This is a genomic window from Echinicola salinicaeni, from assembly GCF_014280965.1.
Classification (GTDB): Bacteria; Bacteroidota; Bacteroidia; order Cytophagales; family Cyclobacteriaceae; genus Echinicola; species Echinicola salinicaeni.
Genome location: NZ_JACODZ010000003.1, coordinates 283,552 through 304,068 on the forward strand (window position 1 = coordinate 283,552; position 20,517 = coordinate 304,068).

18 protein-coding genes are annotated in these 20,517 nt (G+C 36.2%); 13 read left to right on the plus strand and 5 right to left on the minus strand.

The window, feature by feature from the left end:
• Positions 1-135 precede the first annotated feature (135 nt).
• The 3 genes from H7U17_RS07010 (at position 136) to H7U17_RS07020 (ending at position 3,538) form a co-directional block, all read left to right on the plus strand.
• Positions 136-1,065, plus strand: a complete 930-nt coding sequence (locus H7U17_RS07010; RefSeq protein WP_186755949.1) for a hypothetical protein — start codon at positions 136-138, stop codon at positions 1,063-1,065.
• Positions 1,066-1,766: 701 nt separating this feature from the next.
• The gene (locus H7U17_RS07015; RefSeq protein WP_186755950.1) at positions 1,767-2,474 is read left to right on the plus strand and encodes a DUF4386 domain-containing protein; all 708 of its coding nucleotides are present in this window, start codon (positions 1,767-1,769) and stop codon (positions 2,472-2,474) included.
• A 332-nt stretch (positions 2,475-2,806) separates the two neighbouring features.
• Entirely contained in the window at positions 2,807-3,538 is a 732-nt protein-coding gene (locus H7U17_RS07020) for an SH3 domain-containing protein (RefSeq protein ID WP_186755951.1), read from the plus strand.
• A gap of 623 nt (positions 3,539-4,161) precedes the next feature.
• Here H7U17_RS07020 and H7U17_RS07025 read toward each other — a convergent pair.
• From H7U17_RS07025 to H7U17_RS07035, 3 genes are all read right to left on the minus strand, one after another.
• Positions 4,162-5,184 carry a HEPN domain-containing protein gene (locus H7U17_RS07025; protein WP_186755952.1) on the minus strand — a complete coding sequence of 341 codons (1,023 nt, stop codon included), beginning with the start codon at positions 5,182-5,184 and terminating at the stop codon, positions 4,162-4,164.
• 670 nt (positions 5,185-5,854) lie between these two features.
• Entirely contained in the window at positions 5,855-6,475 is a 621-nt protein-coding gene (locus tag H7U17_RS07030; protein WP_186755953.1) for a hypothetical protein, read from the minus strand.
• Between the two features lie 34 nt (positions 6,476-6,509).
• Entirely contained in the window at positions 6,510-7,109 is a 600-nt protein-coding gene (locus tag H7U17_RS07035) for a hypothetical protein (RefSeq protein ID WP_186755954.1), read from the minus strand.
• 224 nt (positions 7,110-7,333) lie between these two features.
• Here H7U17_RS07035 and H7U17_RS07040 point away from each other — a divergent pair, with 224 nt between their 5' ends.
• The 6 genes from H7U17_RS07040 to H7U17_RS07065 all read left to right on the plus strand — a co-directional run bounded on the left by H7U17_RS07040 (position 7,334) and on the right by H7U17_RS07065 (position 12,475).
• Complete coding sequence (locus H7U17_RS07040; RefSeq protein ID WP_186755955.1) at positions 7,334-7,780, plus strand: hypothetical protein; 447 nt, start codon at positions 7,334-7,336, stop codon at positions 7,778-7,780.
• A gap of 115 nt (positions 7,781-7,895) precedes the next feature.
• Positions 7,896-8,651 (plus strand): nuclease-related domain-containing protein, encoded by a 756-nt coding sequence (locus tag H7U17_RS07045; RefSeq protein ID WP_186755956.1) that lies wholly within the window; start codon positions 7,896-7,898, stop codon positions 8,649-8,651.
• Between the two features lie 264 nt (positions 8,652-8,915).
• Positions 8,916-9,428: a hypothetical protein gene (locus H7U17_RS07050; RefSeq protein WP_186755957.1), complete on the plus strand. Its 513-nt coding sequence runs from the start codon at positions 8,916-8,918 to the stop codon at positions 9,426-9,428.
• A gap of 159 nt (positions 9,429-9,587) precedes the next feature.
• Complete coding sequence (locus H7U17_RS07055) at positions 9,588-10,283, plus strand: hypothetical protein (protein WP_186755958.1); 696 nt, start codon at positions 9,588-9,590, stop codon at positions 10,281-10,283.
• Between the two features lie 418 nt (positions 10,284-10,701).
• Positions 10,702-11,337, plus strand: a complete 636-nt coding sequence (locus tag H7U17_RS07060; protein ID WP_186755959.1) for a hypothetical protein — start codon at positions 10,702-10,704, stop codon at positions 11,335-11,337.
• Positions 11,338-11,797: 460 nt separating this feature from the next.
• The gene (locus H7U17_RS07065) at positions 11,798-12,475 is read left to right on the plus strand and encodes a hypothetical protein (protein ID WP_186755960.1); all 678 of its coding nucleotides are present in this window, start codon (positions 11,798-11,800) and stop codon (positions 12,473-12,475) included.
• A gap of 171 nt (positions 12,476-12,646) precedes the next feature.
• Here the strand turns inward: H7U17_RS07065 and H7U17_RS07070 are convergent, their stop codons facing one another.
• The gene (locus tag H7U17_RS07070) at positions 12,647-12,922 is read right to left on the minus strand and encodes a helix-turn-helix domain-containing protein (RefSeq protein ID WP_186755961.1); all 276 of its coding nucleotides are present in this window, start codon (positions 12,920-12,922) and stop codon (positions 12,647-12,649) included.
• A 165-nt stretch (positions 12,923-13,087) separates the two neighbouring features.
• Positions 13,088-13,396: a helix-turn-helix domain-containing protein gene (locus H7U17_RS07075; RefSeq protein WP_186755962.1), complete on the minus strand. Its 309-nt coding sequence runs from the start codon at positions 13,394-13,396 to the stop codon at positions 13,088-13,090.
• 416 nt (positions 13,397-13,812) lie between these two features.
• On the opposite strand from H7U17_RS07075, the gene H7U17_RS07080 reads away from it, so the two are divergent.
• The 4 genes from H7U17_RS07080 to H7U17_RS07095 all read left to right on the plus strand — a co-directional run bounded on the left by H7U17_RS07080 (position 13,813) and on the right by H7U17_RS07095 (position 20,454).
• Complete coding sequence (locus tag H7U17_RS07080; protein ID WP_222439155.1) at positions 13,813-14,610, plus strand: RNA polymerase sigma factor; 798 nt, start codon at positions 13,813-13,815, stop codon at positions 14,608-14,610.
• Position 14,611: 1 nt separating this feature from the next.
• Positions 14,612-15,709 carry a hypothetical protein gene (locus H7U17_RS07085; RefSeq protein WP_186755963.1) on the plus strand — a complete coding sequence of 366 codons (1,098 nt, stop codon included), beginning with the start codon at positions 14,612-14,614 and terminating at the stop codon, positions 15,707-15,709.
• Positions 15,710-16,507: 798 nt separating this feature from the next.
• Positions 16,508-17,101 carry a DUF2441 domain-containing protein gene (locus tag H7U17_RS07090; protein WP_186755964.1) on the plus strand — a complete coding sequence of 198 codons (594 nt, stop codon included), beginning with the start codon at positions 16,508-16,510 and terminating at the stop codon, positions 17,099-17,101.
• A gap of 116 nt (positions 17,102-17,217) precedes the next feature.
• Positions 17,218-20,454, plus strand: a complete 3,237-nt coding sequence (locus tag H7U17_RS07095) for a DEAD/DEAH box helicase (protein ID WP_186755965.1) — start codon at positions 17,218-17,220, stop codon at positions 20,452-20,454.
• Positions 20,455-20,517: the final 63 nt, after the last annotated feature.

Sequence of the window (20,517 nt, forward strand, 5' to 3'; positions counted from 1 at the left end):
AGGATATTAGGGTGTAATTGCAAATTGTACCCAGTCACCATAGACGGTTTATTCTATCCCTAGGTGGGGAATAGTTATAAGTTGAATGCGTTTGCCCCCTATATTAGGGGTAATGTGAAAAATAAAATGCAAAAAATGAACAAGACTTTTAGAATGTTTAAGAGGGTAATTTTATATACTTTCTCTTTATTTTTACTTCTTTCAGTTTCGGCTTATATCTACCTATATGTACTTCCCAAAGGGCCTGAAATCACCGCAACCAGTAAAATTAATGAAGGAATAGACTCATTTGTTATCTTCGCTTATAAAGATAGCGAGAGAAAATCGATTAAGGTATGGACTTATAAACCCAAAACTTGGAATGACAAAGACAAAATAGTTTTCGTCATGCACGGTGGAGGACGTAATGCAGAAGACTATCTAAACGCTTGGGTTGAATTAGCCAATAAGAATAACCTACTGATAATAGCACCTGAATTCGAGAATAAGTTTTCAAAATATACCACGAACGACTATCAAGAGGGGAATCTATTTACCTTTTTTGGCACTAAAAACCCGAAAAGCGAATGGGCATATACGGTCGTTGAAAACATATTTGACCACATTAAATCTGTTAATAATATTACGAATGAGCAGTACGATATTTTTGGTCATTCCGCTGGTGGGCAATTTGTACATAGAATGATAATGTTGATGCCAGAATCGAGAATTGGAACAGCTATCGCTGCAAATGCTGGATTATATAGTTTGCCAAACGAGCACCTTGAATTTCCGTATGGTATCAAAAATACAGAAACAGATTTGCAAAAATCTTACAAGAAAAGATTGATTATACTTTTGGGGGAATTAGACAATGACCCAAATTTAGGGACTTTTAGAACAACGGATTTGGCAATGAAAGAAGGAGCAAATAGGTTGGAACGTGGTACAAATTTCTTTAATGCGAATAAGGAATTAATTGACAAAAACAATTGGGAATTTAATTGGACAATAGACACGATAAGAAATGTAGGTCACAACTATATAAAAATGTCCAAGGGTGCAATTAAATGGATTGAAAACTAATTCTAATAACTAAGTTTTCTAAGGGCAGGAACTACCAAGTCCACCATGGCCTTCCAAGGTAGACAGCTCAATTTTTTGGAAGTAAAAATTAAATGCAGTGGTTGTTCCAGAAGTTAAATAATGATGATGATTTTTATAGGGTTATTGATTTTCATTTTGGGTGTATATCTCTATTTTCGGATCATCCGTAGAGATAAAGTAGGTATTCATAAATTTAATTCTGGATATAAGATTAAAAGAAACGTGACTATCTATTCATTAATAGCCCTGGGATTTATAATAGTTACAAGAGAGTTGGTTATATGGTTGATATCCTGAAAGGTATCGCTAGTTGTAAATGCAAAAATCCCGGATGAACTGGGGTTTTTGCATTTATAATGCCGCTACATTTTCTGGAAGAAGTCTTTAAACTTTTTGTTAGTGAGCATCTTGTCGATGAGCTTGTAGATAGTCTGTCTGCCCTCGTCTTCGAGCTGCTGGGTAATACTGAGCTGTTCGATTGTTGTCTTGTAGTCGATAACGGCCTCGGATGGGGTTTCATCGGTAAGGATATTTTCGCGGCACTTGGAAAGTCCACCACAAGTCTTAAATTTAAAACATGGCGTGGCTATGTGCGATACGAGTGGTTAGTGCTTTCTAATCCCCACTCATCATAGCTGGCCGTTGTGCGCAAGCAAATAAAAATTGAGTCGACAAAACAGATGACAAGAGTTTCGACAGCCTCTAACCAAAAAGTAGCAAGGATTGCTGGTTTGGCCTATGTCCTTGTAATATTGATTGGTATTTTTAAAGTAAATTTTATTGAACCAGTAGTTGTATCACATGGCACTACTGAATTGGAGGCCAGTATTTTAGCGAATGAATTTCTATTTAGAATCGGAATAGCCTGTGAAACAGTGATGTATTTGGTAGTACTGGTACTATCAATCGCACTATATATTCTACTTAAACCCGTAAGCAAGAAACTTGCATTATCAGCTTTGTGTTTCAGGTTTGGGGAAGCAATCATTGGAACTGTCTCAATTATTTTAAGTGGACTAATTCCATTGATTTTATTAAATAAAGGACCAGCACTTGACGATTCGCTATTGCAAACATTAATTGAAGTATTTATTAACTCTCGCATCACTGCATTAAATATCGTGTTAATATTTATTGGAGTTGGTGGAACAATTTTTTGCTACCTATTTTATATTTCTCGGTTTGTTCCTAGAATATTGGCATTCTGGGGAATAGTGACCTATGCATCAATGTTTATTCTTGGTTTCTTGAATATAATTACTCCTGAACGTCCTGATATGATTGAGTCTATTCTGTTCAGTACAGGAGCCTTATTTGAAATTGTATTTGGTATATGGCTACTATTCAAAGGGATTAGAATTAAAACTGAGAATAAGATAATTGCATAAAATGAAACTAAAAGCCACCACACAACAAAACCTATAAGCAATAGCGCCCATTGGAACGCAACTACTCATAGTCGGGTGGAATTTAAAATTGTACCCAGCCACCATAGACGGTTTATTCTATACCTAGGTGGGGAACGGTCAACTTTTTGACCTATATTCACCATTCAAGGCACACACAGCGCATAAACAGCTATCGCTCAAGGCTATGGTAGAAGAGAAGAAAATTTCTTTTAAAAAGAAACATCGTGAAGTATAGTGCGCGTCGGATGGTTCGCACAGCGTTTATGTGGGGACGTTGTGTGCCATATGAAACGACTTCGAACTGATAAAGAATGTTTAGACCACTTATCATATTGTATCTTTTGTCATTTAATCTGACCTATGGACAGGAGCTTCAGAATGGACTTATTTTACCAGAACATAATGAAGACGAAGAAATCTGCTGCATTTATTCGCCCAAGATTGGCTTTACAGTTTATGATCAACCAAACGGAGAAGAAATTGGACGATTAACAAGAAACGTAGAGCAAAATGTTGGAGACCAATCTTATTATCGAATTTATTTTGTCAATTATACAACCAAAACAGAAACACAAATTGGATTAGAACATTTTCGAGAAATCGGTTATGAAATATGGGCCTTGACCTATACCGATAGAAGAGACGGATTTGTCAAAATTAACTATGCGAATCAGGACTTATGGTTGAAGGAAAGCAATATTGCAAAAGTTGGGTTTACATTAGTTGAATGGCAGTCTTTTCTTGCGGACAATGTTGATTACCTATTAGGCTATTATGCCAATGACCCAGGACTAAATCTAAGAGAAAAACCGAACACAGATTCAAGAATAATAAGAACATTGAGAGGAGACACTAACCAAATTTCACCGACAAATGAACATCAAGGACTTTGGACAAAGGTTAAAGTAATAATTAGTAAGGAACATCCTTGTGGTACCGAACTGACAGAAGATGAAAATATTATTGAAGAATTAGAAGGATGGATAAAGATTGTAGATGATAATGGACTTCCAAATTTATGGTACTATTCACGTGGGTGTTAAAAAATACGGCACACAGTCGAGTAGGTGGCCGTGAGCCATAAGCCCCCACTGGGTGAATATTGGAGGACTAGGTGTAATTTGCAATTACACCTTTCTATCACTAAGAATTTGTAATTCAATTTTCACGGATTATCCCCAGCTATGGTAGAAACCTATCAGATAAGAGATCAGGAAATGCTAGAAGCAGGCTTCCTGTTCTAACCAATAAAATTACGAAGCACCCTGTTTTTACCTTCCTGTGCTATCATGGTGAAAGCTGTTGAGATGAAATTGGAAGAAGGCCTCGCACCAAAGGTTTGCTGTCCCACCAAGATGCCTGTACTTTACCATAGCAGAAGATTTAAAATCAATACCCCCTAGGGCCATATAAAAATCGGTCGAAAAACCGTAAAAAATAGTGAAATAAGCGAATTGTCAATAGGGCACATCCTCTTAGAAAGTTGGGCTGTTAATAAGGCTTGCGCACCCCTAACCCGCTATCTCTAACCCGCGTTTGCAACGCGGGTTGTTAAATCATAGCATTTGCATTGCGGCATAAGAATAAATTATGGCGTTCAAAACGCTATGATTTAAAAAAGTCCTCCTTACAAATTAGGACTGATATCCTACTTGTATCAAATATCTCAGTCCAATTCCAAAGCTCTTTGCATTCCTTGCTCGCAAAGGTCAAAGATGCTGGAAATCCTCTTGTTAATTGCCAATATTTGTTCCTCGGAAGGACAGAAATTCGGATTGTAGCGGGATTTGCAGTAAGCGTCATCCAATAGTTTGATCAAGGCCTTTTCTTGATCATTGTCTTGAGGAAAAATGCTGGATAGCTCTGGAATGAATTTTTGACAATCCTTCAATAAAAGCCTGATCTCATGACATTTCCTTTCCCTATTCTGCCAGGCCAGTATTACTCCCCTTAAGAGTAGCTCCCCTGCTTGGTGTAAAAAATACAAACTCAATGCTTCGGCTTTCTTCGCTTCGGCCTGTATAGCAAAACCCATAAACTCTTTGGCCTTTTTCCAATGACTATGGAATACTTTTTTGGCCCGTTTTTTAGCCTCAGCTAATTGCAGTACATCCACTTCAGGAAAAGGAGTGGCCCCTTCTTTTTGGTAGATGAGGTGAAAGTCTTGAAAGTGAAGTAGGAAGAAAAGGTCTCCGGCCTCCTGCTCCTTCCATAAGGCCCGCTTGGTCGTCAGGTGAATGTTTACTTCTTGCTTTCCTAAAGCCAAAAAGTGCATTAATGGCTTGATCTCTTCAAAAGAGCGGTAATCATTGCTTGACAGTACCACATAGACTTCTTTCAATTTAGTGGGCTTATCTTCAAGTAAGGAGGGCTGTTGGATCAAAAAGATCATTTCGGGTCGTGCCAAGATTTCCAAAGCACGGACCAATTCTTTAAAATAAGTCTCCCCATTGATATGATCTTTTTCTGCTAATGTCTCGGTAGGCTTTAGGCTGTTGGTTATGGGAAGTGACTCAAGCAGTCCGCTAAGCTGTTCATAAAAGAATACGCCATCCAATAATTCTGCTCCGCCTTTCACTTCTTCAGCATACATGAGCCATCCTTTATGCATTTCCCATAGGCGCTCATGGATTTCTCTTTGGTCAAATTGGGAGAAGAATTCTGTGCTTGTTGTTTTATGTTTTTTCATTTGGCTTAAAGGTTTAGATGTTGATTTGATAGGTTGCCCTTGGGCTGGTGGCTATTGTAAGTTGATTTTATTTGATGTGTAATCTGTTCTTTTCCATTGATGAAAAGAACCAAAAATCTAGTCCTCTGGTGTGACCTTTAAATTGGGTAAACTATTCTATTATTAGCGGACGGAGGCGTACCCAATTTAATTTAAGAAAACAGTTTCAGCCTAAAAATGAATGGATCTCGCTGTTCCACAACGCGAGCTAATTCATTTTTTTACGGCCTACACTTTTTTCTTAAATCGGTCACACCAATGGACGTCCTTACTTCGCAGTATCATTTCTAATATTTTAAATGCTATCATATTTTCTAATTGTTTTATGTTTTTTCAGATATAGTTTTCTCTACTAAATACCCCCCCCTTATGCTAGTTAGTCGAATAGTCTTATCTCGAAAGATGTTTTATTGCGGGGAGGTTGACACAGCTGCGGGCCGGCGTAGGCCTTGTGGGAAGAAGCTTTAGCTGTGTCTTGATTTTTCTTTGCTTCGTTTCTTTTCATCTAAGGAAAAGAAATGAAGAGTTAAGCTTAGAAAACAGTTTTAATTGATCAAAAACACTTTCAATTGTTAGTTTTTTTAGGTTTTATCAAAATATAGACCTAGTACAACAGGTGCTAAATAGTCTGTTACTTTTCTGATAAAGCATTACCAAATTCCATTTCCCCGGCGTAGATCAGGTAGCAAGCTTCCAGCATTTTCTTTAAGGACAAGTACAATATGATCTGGTCGGGATAGTATTCGGATTCCCTTTCATAGTGTCCCGAAAAAGCATTGTCCTGCATTTCCTTTAAGAGCAGTTCATAATCTAATCCCTTGATCTTGATCAGGCTAAGCCTTATGCATACATGGGGCTTTCTGAGCTCTTTGTTCGACAAGTGTTTTGGAAGATATTCCCAGGGAGCACAATGCCCGGAAGACCTTCTTCCTGAAAGGATCCTGGAAAAGCGCCGCTTTTCATACTTGATGATCTTTTTCAGTATCCTGGGCCGGTAAGGATAATCTGAAAAAGGTAAGGGACAGTTTTGAAAAACAGCATCCAGTTCATTGATTAATTCAAGAAGGTATTCCCTCATAGAAAAAGCATACAGGGGGTGCTTTTCTATTTCTGGATGAACTTCATACATTCCCGAATAATAAAGTCGGTCGATTCCTAGCAGATAATATTGGACAGAGGCCCTGTCAAATAGCGCTTGGATCACTTTATGGAGATGTCCTTTTGCGGTAGCGGTTGATTGATATTCATTCATAATGTATCATCTTAAAATATTTGCCAAGTCAAGATTAGTCATCCAGCAATACAGGACCGGTCACTTCCTTGGTGTCCAGTTCTACCGTATAGATCAAAAAACAGATGTCCAACAGCTTATGAAGACAACGGTATCCCTCCAAGTCATCCTCCTCCATTTCGTAGATCCTTTCCCCGCCACAAAGTGCATTGATTTGCCATCTATAAAGCATGCGCTCCCAGTCGGTCTGGCATTTCCAATTTAGAATTTCCCATAGTACCACATAAGGCTGATGCAATTCCCGAAAGGTCAGATGTCCAGGCGTATGGCAATAGTGGGAAGGATAATCATCAGGCTGCCAAAACTTCCTAATACCCTCTACCATGCGGATGATGGCTTTTTCTTGATAGGTTTTGATGCGGTGTGGATAACACTTTTCTGCCTTCAGGCTAAATAGATGTCCCAGTAATTGGTTCCAATAGCCATAGGCATGTGTGATGGCGTAGGGATAGGACCGGACCGCTTCAGGTTTATAGCCAAAAGCAGCATGAAACCAATCATCCAAATGGATGCGATACCCCTGTAAGCCCATATAATCACAAAAATCCGCAATGACGCTATAGGGGTAGCGCCCCTTTTCTCCGAATGTCAACATGATGTTAAAAACAATAAATGGATAAAGTCATATTTCGAAGAGGATTGCCCCTACTTCGAAAATTCAAAACTGTTTCTATCCCTGTACGATGAAGTGAGTACAGGACCATAAGCGCTCAAAAATGTAGATAGTTATTGTCCGATTGATTATATTTCAAGAACAATAATCTAAATATATAGTGTTTTATCTAAATAATCAACTTTTTTAAACAATAAATCTATATTATGTCGGTAATAATAGATAGAATAGGGGAATTCGCTAAATATACCAATAGGAGTATCCGGAAGATCGAACTAGAGATCGGGGCGGCCAATGGTACTTTATCCAAGGCCATAGGAAGGGACAAGGATGTACATACCAAGTGGATCGCCTTGTTTATGGAGCATTTTCCGGAAGTCAATCCTGCTTGGCTGCTGACGGGGGATGGAAGTATGATGCTGCCAACTCAAAAACCAGGGGATAGTGAGCATCAGCCTTCCAATCAATTTGATGAACCCATAGTGGAGTACCAGTCCAAAATCATCGAACAGCATAAGGAGGTGATAGCCTCATTAAAGCAGGTCATCGCCGCACTGGAAGGGCAACTGAAAGAAAAGGAAATCATTGTCCAGCTCAAAGACAAGATCATTGCAAATTTGGAGGAGCAGGTTAAGGCCTATTCTAAAGAGTAGGAGTAGATGTTTTTTGACTTAGAAGGTCTATGCTATGTTGTTTTGAATGAAGAGAATTAGAGTATTTTAAACATTCTTTTAAATAAAGTAATAGTAGAATTTTTATCCTTAAAAGATGAATGAAGATGCTTTTAAAAGTTTATTAATTGCCCTAATAGCTTTGTTGGCTATATTGTATAAGCTATTAAAGCCAAAGCTTAAAGGTATCTTAGGAGAAGCAAATGTTTCTTTAATATTAAAGCTGCTAAACCGAAATTGCTATAAGGTAATAAATGATGTTCTAGTTAAGGATTTTTCAAGGAGCAGTCAAATTGATCATATAGTAGTATCTAATTATGGGCTGTTTGTAATAGAGACCAAGAATTATAAAGGGTGGATATTTGGGCATGAAAGTTCAAGTTATTGGACCCAAACCATATATGGAAAGAAGTACAAGTTTAGAAATCCAGTATTACAAAATTGGGGGCATATTAATACCCTTAAAGCTGCTTTATCCGAATATCCATCAATTCCATATTATCCTGTAATTGTGTTTACTGGAAATTCAAAACTAAAAAGAATCACTTCGAATGTTCCCGTTTTGAAACCTAGTAAATTACTGCCCTATATTTCAAAATCCAGCAAAAACGAATGTTTATCCAATGAAGAGGTAGATCTAATCTATCAAAAATTAAACAGTCTCAATAGAACAGATAAAGGATCGAGAATATCACATATTCGAAAAGCTAAAACAAATCAACGAGGTAGTGTAAATCCCATAACATGCCCAAGATGTGGAGGAGGCTTATCCATAAAACAGGGAAAATATGGGATGTTCTATGGTTGCTCTAATTATCCGAGTTGTGACTTTACAAAAGATTATAAAACATAAACTAATCTATTAGAGGCTCATTTGACTTCCCCCCTCCTTTCTACTCCTAAATTAAAAGCCCCACCACACTAAAAAGACTGAAATTTTACCAATTTTATCTAAATATACCCCATATGGGGTATATTTTGTTTTTTGGGGATTGGTTATATTTGGGATTAGTCAATTTTCAAACGTTTATAAGTGAATGTAAATGCTTGAAAATGGGAAAAATATATCAGATATAAACGCAATGCGTTTATTTACTCGTTGTGCCCAATGCATAGAATGAGAAACCTAATTACAATAATTCTGATTTTAATTTCGACAATATCTATTGGTCAAAACATAGATCAATTTAGTGACAAGAAATTAATATGTCAGCAGATAAACACTGCAATAGAATATTTAAAAAACGATAAAACTTTAAAAGTAAGGAAGATAAAGTTAGATCCCTTTTTAAGGGATGGTTGGAATTACGATAGTTTCGCACCTGACTACATTTCTTTTAAATTACAGATTCCTAAAGAAGAAGTTTTCACAAAGAACTCAGAAAAAATTAATAAGATTTACAATGAAATAACAAACTCTAACATAAAATCGGGAAAGATTCTTGAACTTTCTTGTTTAAGAAAGAGAAAAAAGCCTAATGCAGTTATTTCGAAAATTGATACCGAAACCATGCTCATTGAAGTTACCGATAAGAGACTTGGAAAAGAAGGCGCCAGTGGAAAACTATATCTATTCATATTTGATAATTCAACCATTAAAAAAGTCCTAGATAAAGGATGGATAGAATAAATGCACTAGGCACAACAACGGCTCATCGCAAATAACGGGTATTGCCGAAAAAGTGTAATTTTAGAAACCAGGAAAGAAAACAATTAAACCGACAACTCCGCGTCCCAACTCCCACAACTTGCTATAGCCGAGACCGTTAGTGCCAATTAAATGAGAAACATGAAGTACATATTGATCGCGGTAGTTGTAGTAGTAATTGTTGTTGTGACTTACCAGCGAAAGAATGTGAATAATTCTACTAAAGGACACAATCAACGAGAACCAATCATTGAGAACTCGGATAAACAAACTGAGCAGTTCACTCCATACACAGGCAATCTTCTTAAAATTCAAAACTTAGATTATATTCGATACATTTTCGCAAAACATACATCTGAGAATTATTTACTTAACATGATTAAAGAATATGGTGAACTTTCAGGAAATGAAGAGTTTAAACTGCATAATTTTTGGCTAGGAAAAATTGGAGATTGGCACGTCATTAAAGTTGACGAATCAGTTGACTTTTATACCTATCACAATTTAGTAGGTTGGTTCACTGGATATGAAGAAAATCCTGATATTCCAGAATACTCAATCGGTTATTCTAAGAGCAAACTTGACTCGAAAGACGATTATATCTTCTATTTAGACCCCAATATTGACGCTGGAGATACTGAAATAGGAGCGTTTGAAAATGGTAAATCATTTTTCATATATCTCCCAAATGCATACGAACCAACAGGCAATTTGACAGTGACAAATGACCTTCAAGTTTCACTGACGGAAACAGTTGAATTTCTTACCACAAATGGATTAGACATTAAGTCGATTGAATCCTTAGAGTTCACTAAACATCAAATAAAAAGCCACTAACACTGTATATGAAATCATAGCCGCCTATCGGCTGGCTACGCTTCATATACTGCCCGTTAGCGGTCAGCTTGAAAATGGCAACTTAATTGACATACAAACCGAGATAAAATGATATTGAAATGAAAAGGTTATTAGTTACATTCTTTGTAATCAGTATTACTCTTTTAGTGTTTATTCTCAGACAAAAACAATAAAAGGAAGGGTAATTGCAGAGGATTTAGAAACTATGCCAGGAGTGTCAATTATGATTAAGGATACAGTGGAAGTTGGCAAGACAGATATGAATGGCTATTTTCAGATTGACATCCCTATTTCCCCCATCTGGGTGTAGAAAGAGCGTTGGCCTAGGTGTAATTTGTAATTACACCTTTCTATCACTAAGAATTTGTAATTCAATTTTCACGGATTATCTTGAGCTATGGGTGAAGCCTATCATATAAGAGATCAGGAAATGCCTTATTTTTTGACTTTCCAAGTGGTAGGTTGGGCAGATGTTTTTTCAAGAAAAGTCTATAGGGACTTCCCCGTAACTGATGGTTATACGAGACCGTTATCTTCAATTATGAATGAACCACCAAAAAAAATAAAAACTAGGGGTATTGATCCAATGATTTATCTCGATGCGACAGAGTTTTATGAAACTGCTGAACTCATTCAAGAGGAAAATAAAACCAGGGCACTAATTGTCAACTATGCATTCTCAATAGAACTCTATATCAAGTGCTTATTCGTAACAACTGAATTTAACCTAATTGATAAGCCGGGATACCCTGAATACAAACGTTCAATCAGTACGATAAGAGATAATAAACATGACTTGCTGGAACTATTTAAAAAGCTACCTGATGCAGACCAATCAGAGATTGCAAAATTATACTCTCATAAATACAAGAGTGAAATTTCAGAACATTTAGATGAAATAAAAGGAGACTTTATCAAATGGAGATATGCTTATGAAAAAGACCAATTAGTTTCAAGCACTGGTGCACTTAAACAAATCTCTCGTATATTGAAAGTCAGATGCATGAAGGAAAATATAGAAGATAATAACTAAGCATTCGTGGGGCCGGAACGGCCGAACCCTCCTATGGCGGGCAGGCCTGAATGCAGTGTTGAACGAGTGGTGCTGGGAAAGGGGTAATTATGGGGAAAGCTTTTTCCCCTTTTGTGTTTTTGCCGTTTGGGATCAAAAAGCACGGTGCTTTTGGAACTTGTTTGCTTTCTTTTTGGCAGTGTTTAGGTTTTTCTTTGTATGGATTATAGGCCTTTGGACAGCTTTACGGGCTGTTTTTTTGGTTTTTTGCAATTGTAAATTGGCTAGGATATTAGGGTGTAATTGCAAATTACACCCAGCCACCATAGACGGTTTATTCTACACCTAGGAGGGGGTTTTTGACTTTCAGAACGTAGTGCCATTCGGAACCGTTGTAAGCTTCGGCAGATTTTACTAGTTTAGTGCTAATCACTAGCTGAGGGATATACGCCCGAAACCTGTGCGTTAGCGGTAAGCATTTATGATAAGATTTCTACAATTAGTAATACTGACAGTTGGACTCTTCATTTTTTCCTGTGAAGAACGAAAAACTGAAACAGTAAACATAAACGAGAAAGCAAAAGAACTTATTGACGAAATTGACTCCGTGGATTTAGGGACTTTGCAGCACTTACATTTTGTTTATAGGGGGCCAAGTGGATTTTGGCAAAATGACTCAATTGAGGAATCGAGATACAATCTTCAATTTTCGCGTGGGGACATCACGTTAGAATTAATCATTCACGGACCAGAGAGATTTATCAATGATTTTTCTATCAACTTGGAGTATGACACTTCACTTTTCAATCTAAAGTTGGTGAAATCTGACAATGAAGTTCAGATATATAAGAATTGGGATAAATTAATTAAAGTTGTACACTCAGATTCACTAAGCAAGAAAGATCCGTTTGAGTTTATTTCGAACTTAAACGATTTGAAAAATAAATATGAGTTAGTTAAGATTACTCATCACAGTCATCTAGGACAATTTGTTGAGTTTTATTTCACCACCGCTGATGTACTGACTTATGTACCGGACTCCTCCAACATAAATCCACAGTTCAAAAGCATTTGGACAAAGAAATGGGATAAGGGACAATGGATTAATAGAAATTGGAATTTGAGAAAACTTGAGAAACCAATCGAAGTTGGTGGATAAGTGCCAACCGTTCCAAAATCGAATGCTCAAAGTGCCGGATTCCTGGTTTCCGTTTATTATTTTGAATTGCACTAACTACGTGCATTGTTGCAGATACACATATATAGTTTACTGTCCAAAAAATTATTTTGCTTATTTTAACATCAATCTCTAACAAGAACCAGAGGGAGATTATTTTTTCTTTAGTTCTTTAATATACTTATCTACATTAATTTCTAATTCGAATAGGCTTATTGTCTTTAAATTTAACGCTTTGGCTAAAAAAATCAATTTATCTAAGGTGGGATTGGCTTCTCCTCTTTCTATTGTCCCAATTAAGAATTTGGTCAAACTAGTATTATTGTCAGCAAGTTCTTTTTGAGAAATATGTTCTTTATCATACTCTTTACTCGGTATTTTTTCCCTAAGTTTTAATAAATATTTTCCAAGTTTTTCCTTTTCAGTCACTTTTCTTCCATTTAGCAATCTTAAATTTCTCACTTATCTCCCCCTAGGGCCATATAAAAATCGGTCGAAAAGCCGTAAAAAATAGCGAAATAAGCGAATTGTCAATAGGGCATATTTGTCTTAATCTCAAATGAACGCGTATTTAATAAATCACATAAAGTATTTCTATCTAATAATATTCTCTTTTTTATTCTTGCTTTTTTTAGCTAAGGATATATACTTTTTCATGTCAAAGTTATAGAGCTCCTTTATAGATACTTTTACTTGTAACGATATTTTTAAGAGGGTTTCGTAGGTAGGATTTGTATTACCTCTCTCAATCTCTCCAATTGTTTTTTTGGCAAAACCGGTGCGATAACCCAATTCTTCTTGTGAAAGTGGTTTATTTGTTTCAGCATCAATAACTTTCTCTCTAAGTTCTCTAATTCTATACCCTAAAGCTTCTTTCTCTTCTTTGAAACTATTCTCTTTCATGAGAATAAAATTCCTGCTTTAAAATCGAAAAAAAGGATACATATATGTATCCTTTAAATATTTTTTTTATCTTTGATATGAATACATATATCTGCAATTCTTCAAATAGAAAATACTAGAAGCAATTGCTTTGAGTCTCCAATCGGAAAACTGGCACTTTTCTTTTAGGAACGAGATGATAAGCAGATTTGCTCACGACCCGGGCGTGGGCTCTCTTATCGTTCCAATGGTATGCCAGTACCTCCGATTAGATAAGTAGAGTTCCACGCCCTCCTATTTTATATTCCATGGGTGTTCGGAATGTGCTTATCCTCCAAAGCAAAGGTTTCTGCATAGGATCATTATGAAGTCTTGCAAGGGAATTCTTTAACCTTAAGTATTCCAAAAACAAACGCTATCTGCAAAACTTTATGCTTATGAAAAGTATGCACAAGCCCTTGGAAAAGTATTACGAATTATTAAAAAAAGGTGACCCTTCTGCTTTAGAACATATTCATACCCAATATCGTGGCATCATCTTTTGGATCGGTAGAAGAATACTGAATGATCAGTTTGCAATAGAAACTTTAGTTCAGGATACTTTTTTAAAATTATGGTTTTATAGGGACAGAATAGAAAGACCGGAGCATATTCTCTATTTCTTAAAGTTTGTGATGAAAAAGGAATGCATCTCCTACTATTATAAACCCAGAAATAAGTTTTTAAGGGAAGTCAATTCATTAGAGGATTATGATAATTACCAAGACTATATGGTGGGCTACGACCCGGAAAGTGTGTCTGAAAATCTGAAAGACCAGGAATCGGAACAAAAAGCTTTCGACCGAATCCAAACTATATTGCCATTGCTCAATGCAGAAAGAAGGAATTTGATTGCGCTCTGTTTAAAATATGGCTTTCAGTATAAAGCCATTGCCCAGGCTATGGGAAAGGGTATCACTGAAACCAGTAATGAGATAAAACGGGCTATTCAGGACATTAAAACCATCGTACATCATGGAAATACAAGCGCATATAAGCAAAAATCTCCTGGTAGTGATATAAAAGGTCCAGAGGAGATGACCGAGGAACAGGAAAGGATATTGGAACTCAGATGCCATATGAAGTATTCCTTTGCGCTAATTGCCGAAGCGCTGAACCTGTCTCAAAAGGAAGCTCACAAAGAATTTGTTACCGCATATAAACTATGGAAGGAAAAACAGTTCGAATCCGTTTAGCATGGAAAAGCCTACACTAAAATTAACCCGAAAGATCCAGTTATTGGTTGACCTGCCCACCAAAGAAGAAAAGAAGGAGGCATTGAGTACGCTTTACCGATGGCGGAATCGATGTTTTAGAGCAGCCAACCTTATCGTTTCCCATTTGTATGTACAAGAAATGATTAAGGATTTTTTTTATCTCACAGAAGGGGTCAGGTATAAACTGGCCGATGAAAAGAAAGATGCAGCTGGCATCTTGGAACGTTCCCGTATCGGTAGCACCTATCGGGTGGTGTCAAATCGCTTTAAAGGCGAAGTCCCTACCGATATTTTGTCCTGTATGAATAACACCTTACTATCTACTTTTAATAAAAATAAATTGGAATATTGGAAAGGGCTACGTTCTCTGGAAAACTTAAGACGAGACATCGCTTTTCCATTTAGGCCAAGGAACATAAAAGGGCTATCCTATGAAGAAGATAAAAAAGCTTTTTGCTTTCATTTATTTAAAATTCCATTTAAGACCTATTTAGGTGGAGATTTTACCGACAAAAGACAACTATTAGCGCGTTTGCTAAATGATGATATTAAGCTATGCACTTCACATATTAAACTCGAAGATGGAAAAATCTTTTGGCTGGCAGTATTTGAAATTGAAAAGGAAGAGCACGGACTAAAACCCGAGGTAATAGCAGAAGCATCACTCTCTCTGGAATACCCTATAGTGGTAAAAACCGGTAAGACAAAACTCAGTATTGGAACCAGAGAAGAGTTTCTTTACAGGAGGTTGGCCATACAAGCAGCCTGTAGAAGGGCACAGGTAGGCGCTACCTACTGCAAATCAGGAAAAGGGCGTAAACGAAAACTTAAAGCGGTGAACAAGTTTCACCATATGGAAGCTGATTATATACGTGATCGCATACATCAATACAGCAGAAAACTCATTGATTTCTGTATTAAACATCAGGTCGGAACACTCATTTTATTAAATCAGGAGGATAAGATCGGAATAGCTAAGGAAGAAGAATTTGTGTTACGGAACTGGAGTTATTATGAACTAATGACAAAAATAAAGTACAAAGCCGAGAAGGCAGGGATTGAACTCATTGTAGATTAACAAAATGTATCGAGGGTGCTTGTTCACCCGTAAAGTGAGGTCTAGGACACTCACTAAATGCAAACAGCATATACAACAAAAATCCGATCTAATATCAGCAGGGCTTCGACTTAAGTTTATCCCTTGCTAACCCGCGTTTGCAAGGCGGTTTTAATATGGATTATAGCGTTTAAAACGCTTAGATTTAGGAGTCCTCGTTACAACGAGGACAAGATAGGATTGAACTTATTGTAGATTAAGAAATGTATCGAGGGTGCTTGTTCACCCGTAAGGTGAGGTCTAGGACACTCACTAAATGCAAACAGCATATACAACAAGAATCCGATCTAATTAAATCAGCAGGGGCTTTTACTTATCTACTTTTTTCCCCCGTAATCCTTCGAGGCAGGCTATTGATGAAAAAAGTAGCAAAACCCCAAAATGGGTTAGGAATCCGTCATTGCGAACGAAGAGAAACTTAGTGAAGCCTGCCTGCCGGAAGGCAGGCAATCTCAAATATAGCATCCTAGACGTTTTAATATTTAGGCATCTCAAAGTGAATTGCTCAAGAACAGATCCCCCTGTTCCTCTCCTTTCTACTCCCTAATTAAAAGCCCAACCACACTAAAAGGACTAAAATTTTACCAATTATATCTAAAAATACCCCAGATGGGGTATTTTTTGTTTTTTGGGGATTGGTTATGTTTGGGATTAATCAATTTTCAAACATTTATAAGTGAATGTAAATGCTTGAAAATGGGAAAAATATATCAGGTATAAACGCAATGCGTTTATTCACTCGTTGTGCTGCATTAAAATATGAAAATAGAAAACAAAGAATTCTTTCACCTAAAAAGATCAGCAACTATAACAAAGGAATGGGAGTTGGGCAATAAATTTCACTGGAATTCTCGTCCGAACAACTTTTCTAAGAACATCTTCTCAATGGATTTACGATTCCCTCAAGTTAAAGATAAAGTTCCATATCGTACAGCATATGAGAATCTTTTAAAGCTTCCTGACTCTGAGAAGAATAAAAGACTCTATTCCTATTTCCATTTCACAAATTTCGCCTTGAACAAGACTTCAATGATGCTAAGAGAAATTGTATTAGAAAATTATCGAAAGGAAAATTGTCCACATCTCCCTTCACGACATAACGCCATTTGGATTTGTCAAAAGGAAGGAGTTGAATATTGGAAGAACGCTTTGCAAACTGATAATACGGTGACATATAAAATCAGATTAAATGGAGAAATGCACGTTGCGAGTGAAAAGAGTTTATACAGTGATGTACAGAATGTAAATCAATATCTTGAACAGGCTGAATTATATTGGACTCCAAATCAAAAATGGACAATTGATGCAGAAGGAATCTTTGATGGAGAGATAGAAATATTAGAAAAAATATGAAAACTGGCTACAATAACACCTATAGGCAATGGCCTTCGGGACACTGTACATAGCCAAACGGTTGTGCTTCATGTTGAAAAAGACACCCTACAAGTATTAACAATAACCAAGAAATTATGAAAGTCACCTTACCTTGTTACTTAAAATTGAATGAGAAAATTGGGAAAGACCCTGTTTTTCAATTGGATTTTGATATACAAGAAACTGAAGGAATTATTGAAGAACATTCATATAATAGAGTAAATGGTTATGTTTTTACAGAAAATGAGGGACGTCAGATTTTAATTTCTCCCAAGAAAGATTGGTCTGCCAATGACAATTTTGAATTAGTACTTTATACAAAAGATATTGAAAGAATCAGAGAGGGAAATCTTGACGGTTGTACTTGGGTAAAGCACCCTGGTTTTTCAGAACCAAATACTTGTCAGGAAATAAAACAATCATTTTATGGCGCCTTCTCCTTTAAGCAAGAAAATCTAAAGCAAGGAACGGAAGGGCTTCGTTCTCCACAAATTGGGGGTATTTATGCAACTTTAGCACATTGGCAAATTGGTTATGAACCAGCAACAATTGTAATGCCAACAGGGACAGGTAAAACTGAAACTATGCTATCTTTACTTGTAGCTGCAAATTGCGATAAAATTCTAATAATCGTTCCATCAGATGCTTTACGCTCTCAGTTAGCAAAGAAGTTTATAACTCTAGGGTTATTAAAAAAGTTGAATATTTTAAATTCATCAGCATTATATCCTAGGGTTGGAATACTAAAGCATCGGCCATCGACAGAAGAGGAAGTAAAAACTTTTTTTGACAATTGCAATGTTGTTGTAAGTACAATGAGCGTTGTTGGACAAGTAAGCTCTCAAATCCAATCTTACATTTCTGAATCTTGTTCTCACTTATTTATTGATGAAGCGCACCATATTGCAGCCAAGACATGGAGAACTTTCATTTCTGCATTTAAGGGGAAATATATTTTGCAATTTACTGCGACTCCATTTAGAAATGATGATAAGTCAATTGGAGGTAAGATTATCTTCAATTATCCCTTAAAAAAGGCACAAGAGGAAGGCTATTTTAAAAGGATTGAATATCATCCTATATATGAATTTAATTCTGCTGAATATGATAAATCAATTGCTGAAAAGGCTGTTGAAATATTAAGAACTGATTTAGCTGATGGGAAAAACCACATATTGATGGCAAGGGTGAATTCAACTAAACGTGCAAATGAAGTTTATGAAATCTATAGGCAATTCGAAGAATTCAACCCTATCCAAGTTCATACAGGTTTAAATCAACAACAGCAAAAAGATGCTAGGGATAAGATATTGAGTTATCAAACACAGATTATAATTTGCGTAGATATGTTTGGTGAAGGATTTGATATGCCAGAACTTAAAATTGCAGCATTTCACGACATAAAGAAGAGTTTGCCGATTACCTTGCAATTAGCCGGTAGGTTTACAAGAACAAGCAGAGATAGCAATCTTGGAAACGCATCAATTGTTGCAAACCTTGCTAATGTTGAAGTTGCAAATGAACTTCAAGCTTTATATTCACAAGATTCAGATTGGAATCAAATTTTACCTGTTATTTCAGATGATACCGCTAGAGAGCAAGAAAGTTTGTATGAATTTATGCAAGGTTTTGATAAATTTCCTGATGAAATTCAATTACAGAATATAAGGCCAGCATTAAGTACAGTTGTATACAAAACCAATACAGATACATGGCAACCAAATAACTTTGAAAAAGGGATTATTGGAATAGATAACTTTGACCAAGTTTATCACGATATTAATAGTGAACAAAGAACCTTGGTATTGGTGACAGGTAATAAAGTTGCTGTAAAATGGGGAGACTTAAAAGATATATATCGCTTAGAATGGACTTTATATGTAGTTTATTGGAATCAAGAGCAACAATTACTATATATAAACTGCTCAGCAAATGGTAGTATGTTTGAAAAACTTGCTGCAGCAGTATCAATGGGCACAGCTTCACCAATTAATGCAGAAGATGTCTATCGCAGTTTAGGTAATATTACTAGATTGAAAATAAATAATGTAGGTCTAAAAGAACAACTTGGGAAACAGCGGAACTTCACCATGTACACAGGAGAAGATATTGAACCTGCACTTAGTCCTGTACAACTTCTAAATAAAATTAAATCGAATATATTCGGTGTAGGCTTTGAAAATGGAGACAAAATTTCTATTGGTTGCTCATATAAAGGTAGAATATGGACTCGTAAAAATGGAAATATTGAGGAGTTAATTAACTGGTGCAATTATACTGGTGATAAGCTTCTAGACGAATCAATAGACCCAAATACTATTTTAAGTGGAGCTATATATCCACACACAATAAAGAGTAGACCAACATTAATGCCTATATCTGTAGAATGGAATGAAGAGGTGTACAAGAAAAATGAACAAGCCGTTTTTATAGTTCAGAATGACATTTCATATCCTCTAGATTCTATTTCGTTAGAGCTTCTGAATCCTTCTGAAACAGGTGAGATACATATTGTATTATCAAATGAAAGGTTTAGATCTGTTTATAAATTAGCAATAACTGAAGATGATTTTAATTTCATAAACGTTGAAGCCGCATGTTCTATTCAGTTCGGGGCAACTACTCACAGCATCTCAGAATACTTTTATAGTTATTCTCCAATAATTCGATTCTTTAATGGAGCTTGGTTAGAAGGAAATCAATTTGTTGATTTTGTTTTTGATGGGAGCTCATATGACCGAAATAAATTATTAACATGGGATTGGACGGGCGTTGATATAAGAAAAGAATCACAAGGAGAACAAAAAGCTACAGATAATATTCAGCATAAAGTTATATCAGAACTTTTACAAAAAGATTTCGATATTATTTTCGATGATGATAGCTCAGGAGAGGCTGCAGATTTGATTACCATCAAAGTTGATGAGATAGCAAAGAAAATAAAGGTAGAACTTTATCACTTGAAGTATTCGCATGGAGAAAATGCTGGCGCTAGAATTAGTGATTTATACGAAGTTTGTGGACAGGCACAGAAAAGTGTTTTTTGGAAAGGTAAAGGAGGTTTTGAATTATTCAAACATATGATTCAAAGAGAGTCGCGTAGGGTTAATCAATCCAAAAATTCTCGATTTGAAAAAGGCGACTTAAAAGAACTTTCATTAATAAAAGAAAAGAGTAAACGTTTTTATAAAACGGATTTTAAAATCTTTATAGTTCAACCAGGATTGTCTGCCGAGTCTGCATCTGAACAACAATTAGAATTAATAGCTGTGACAGAAAATCATTTATTGGAAACATATAAGATTGATTTAGAAGTGATAACAAGTGAATAAACAACGAAATGAAAACAATGTGTCATGCGTAATATGCCTGCCGCAGGCGCAACACAGGCACAC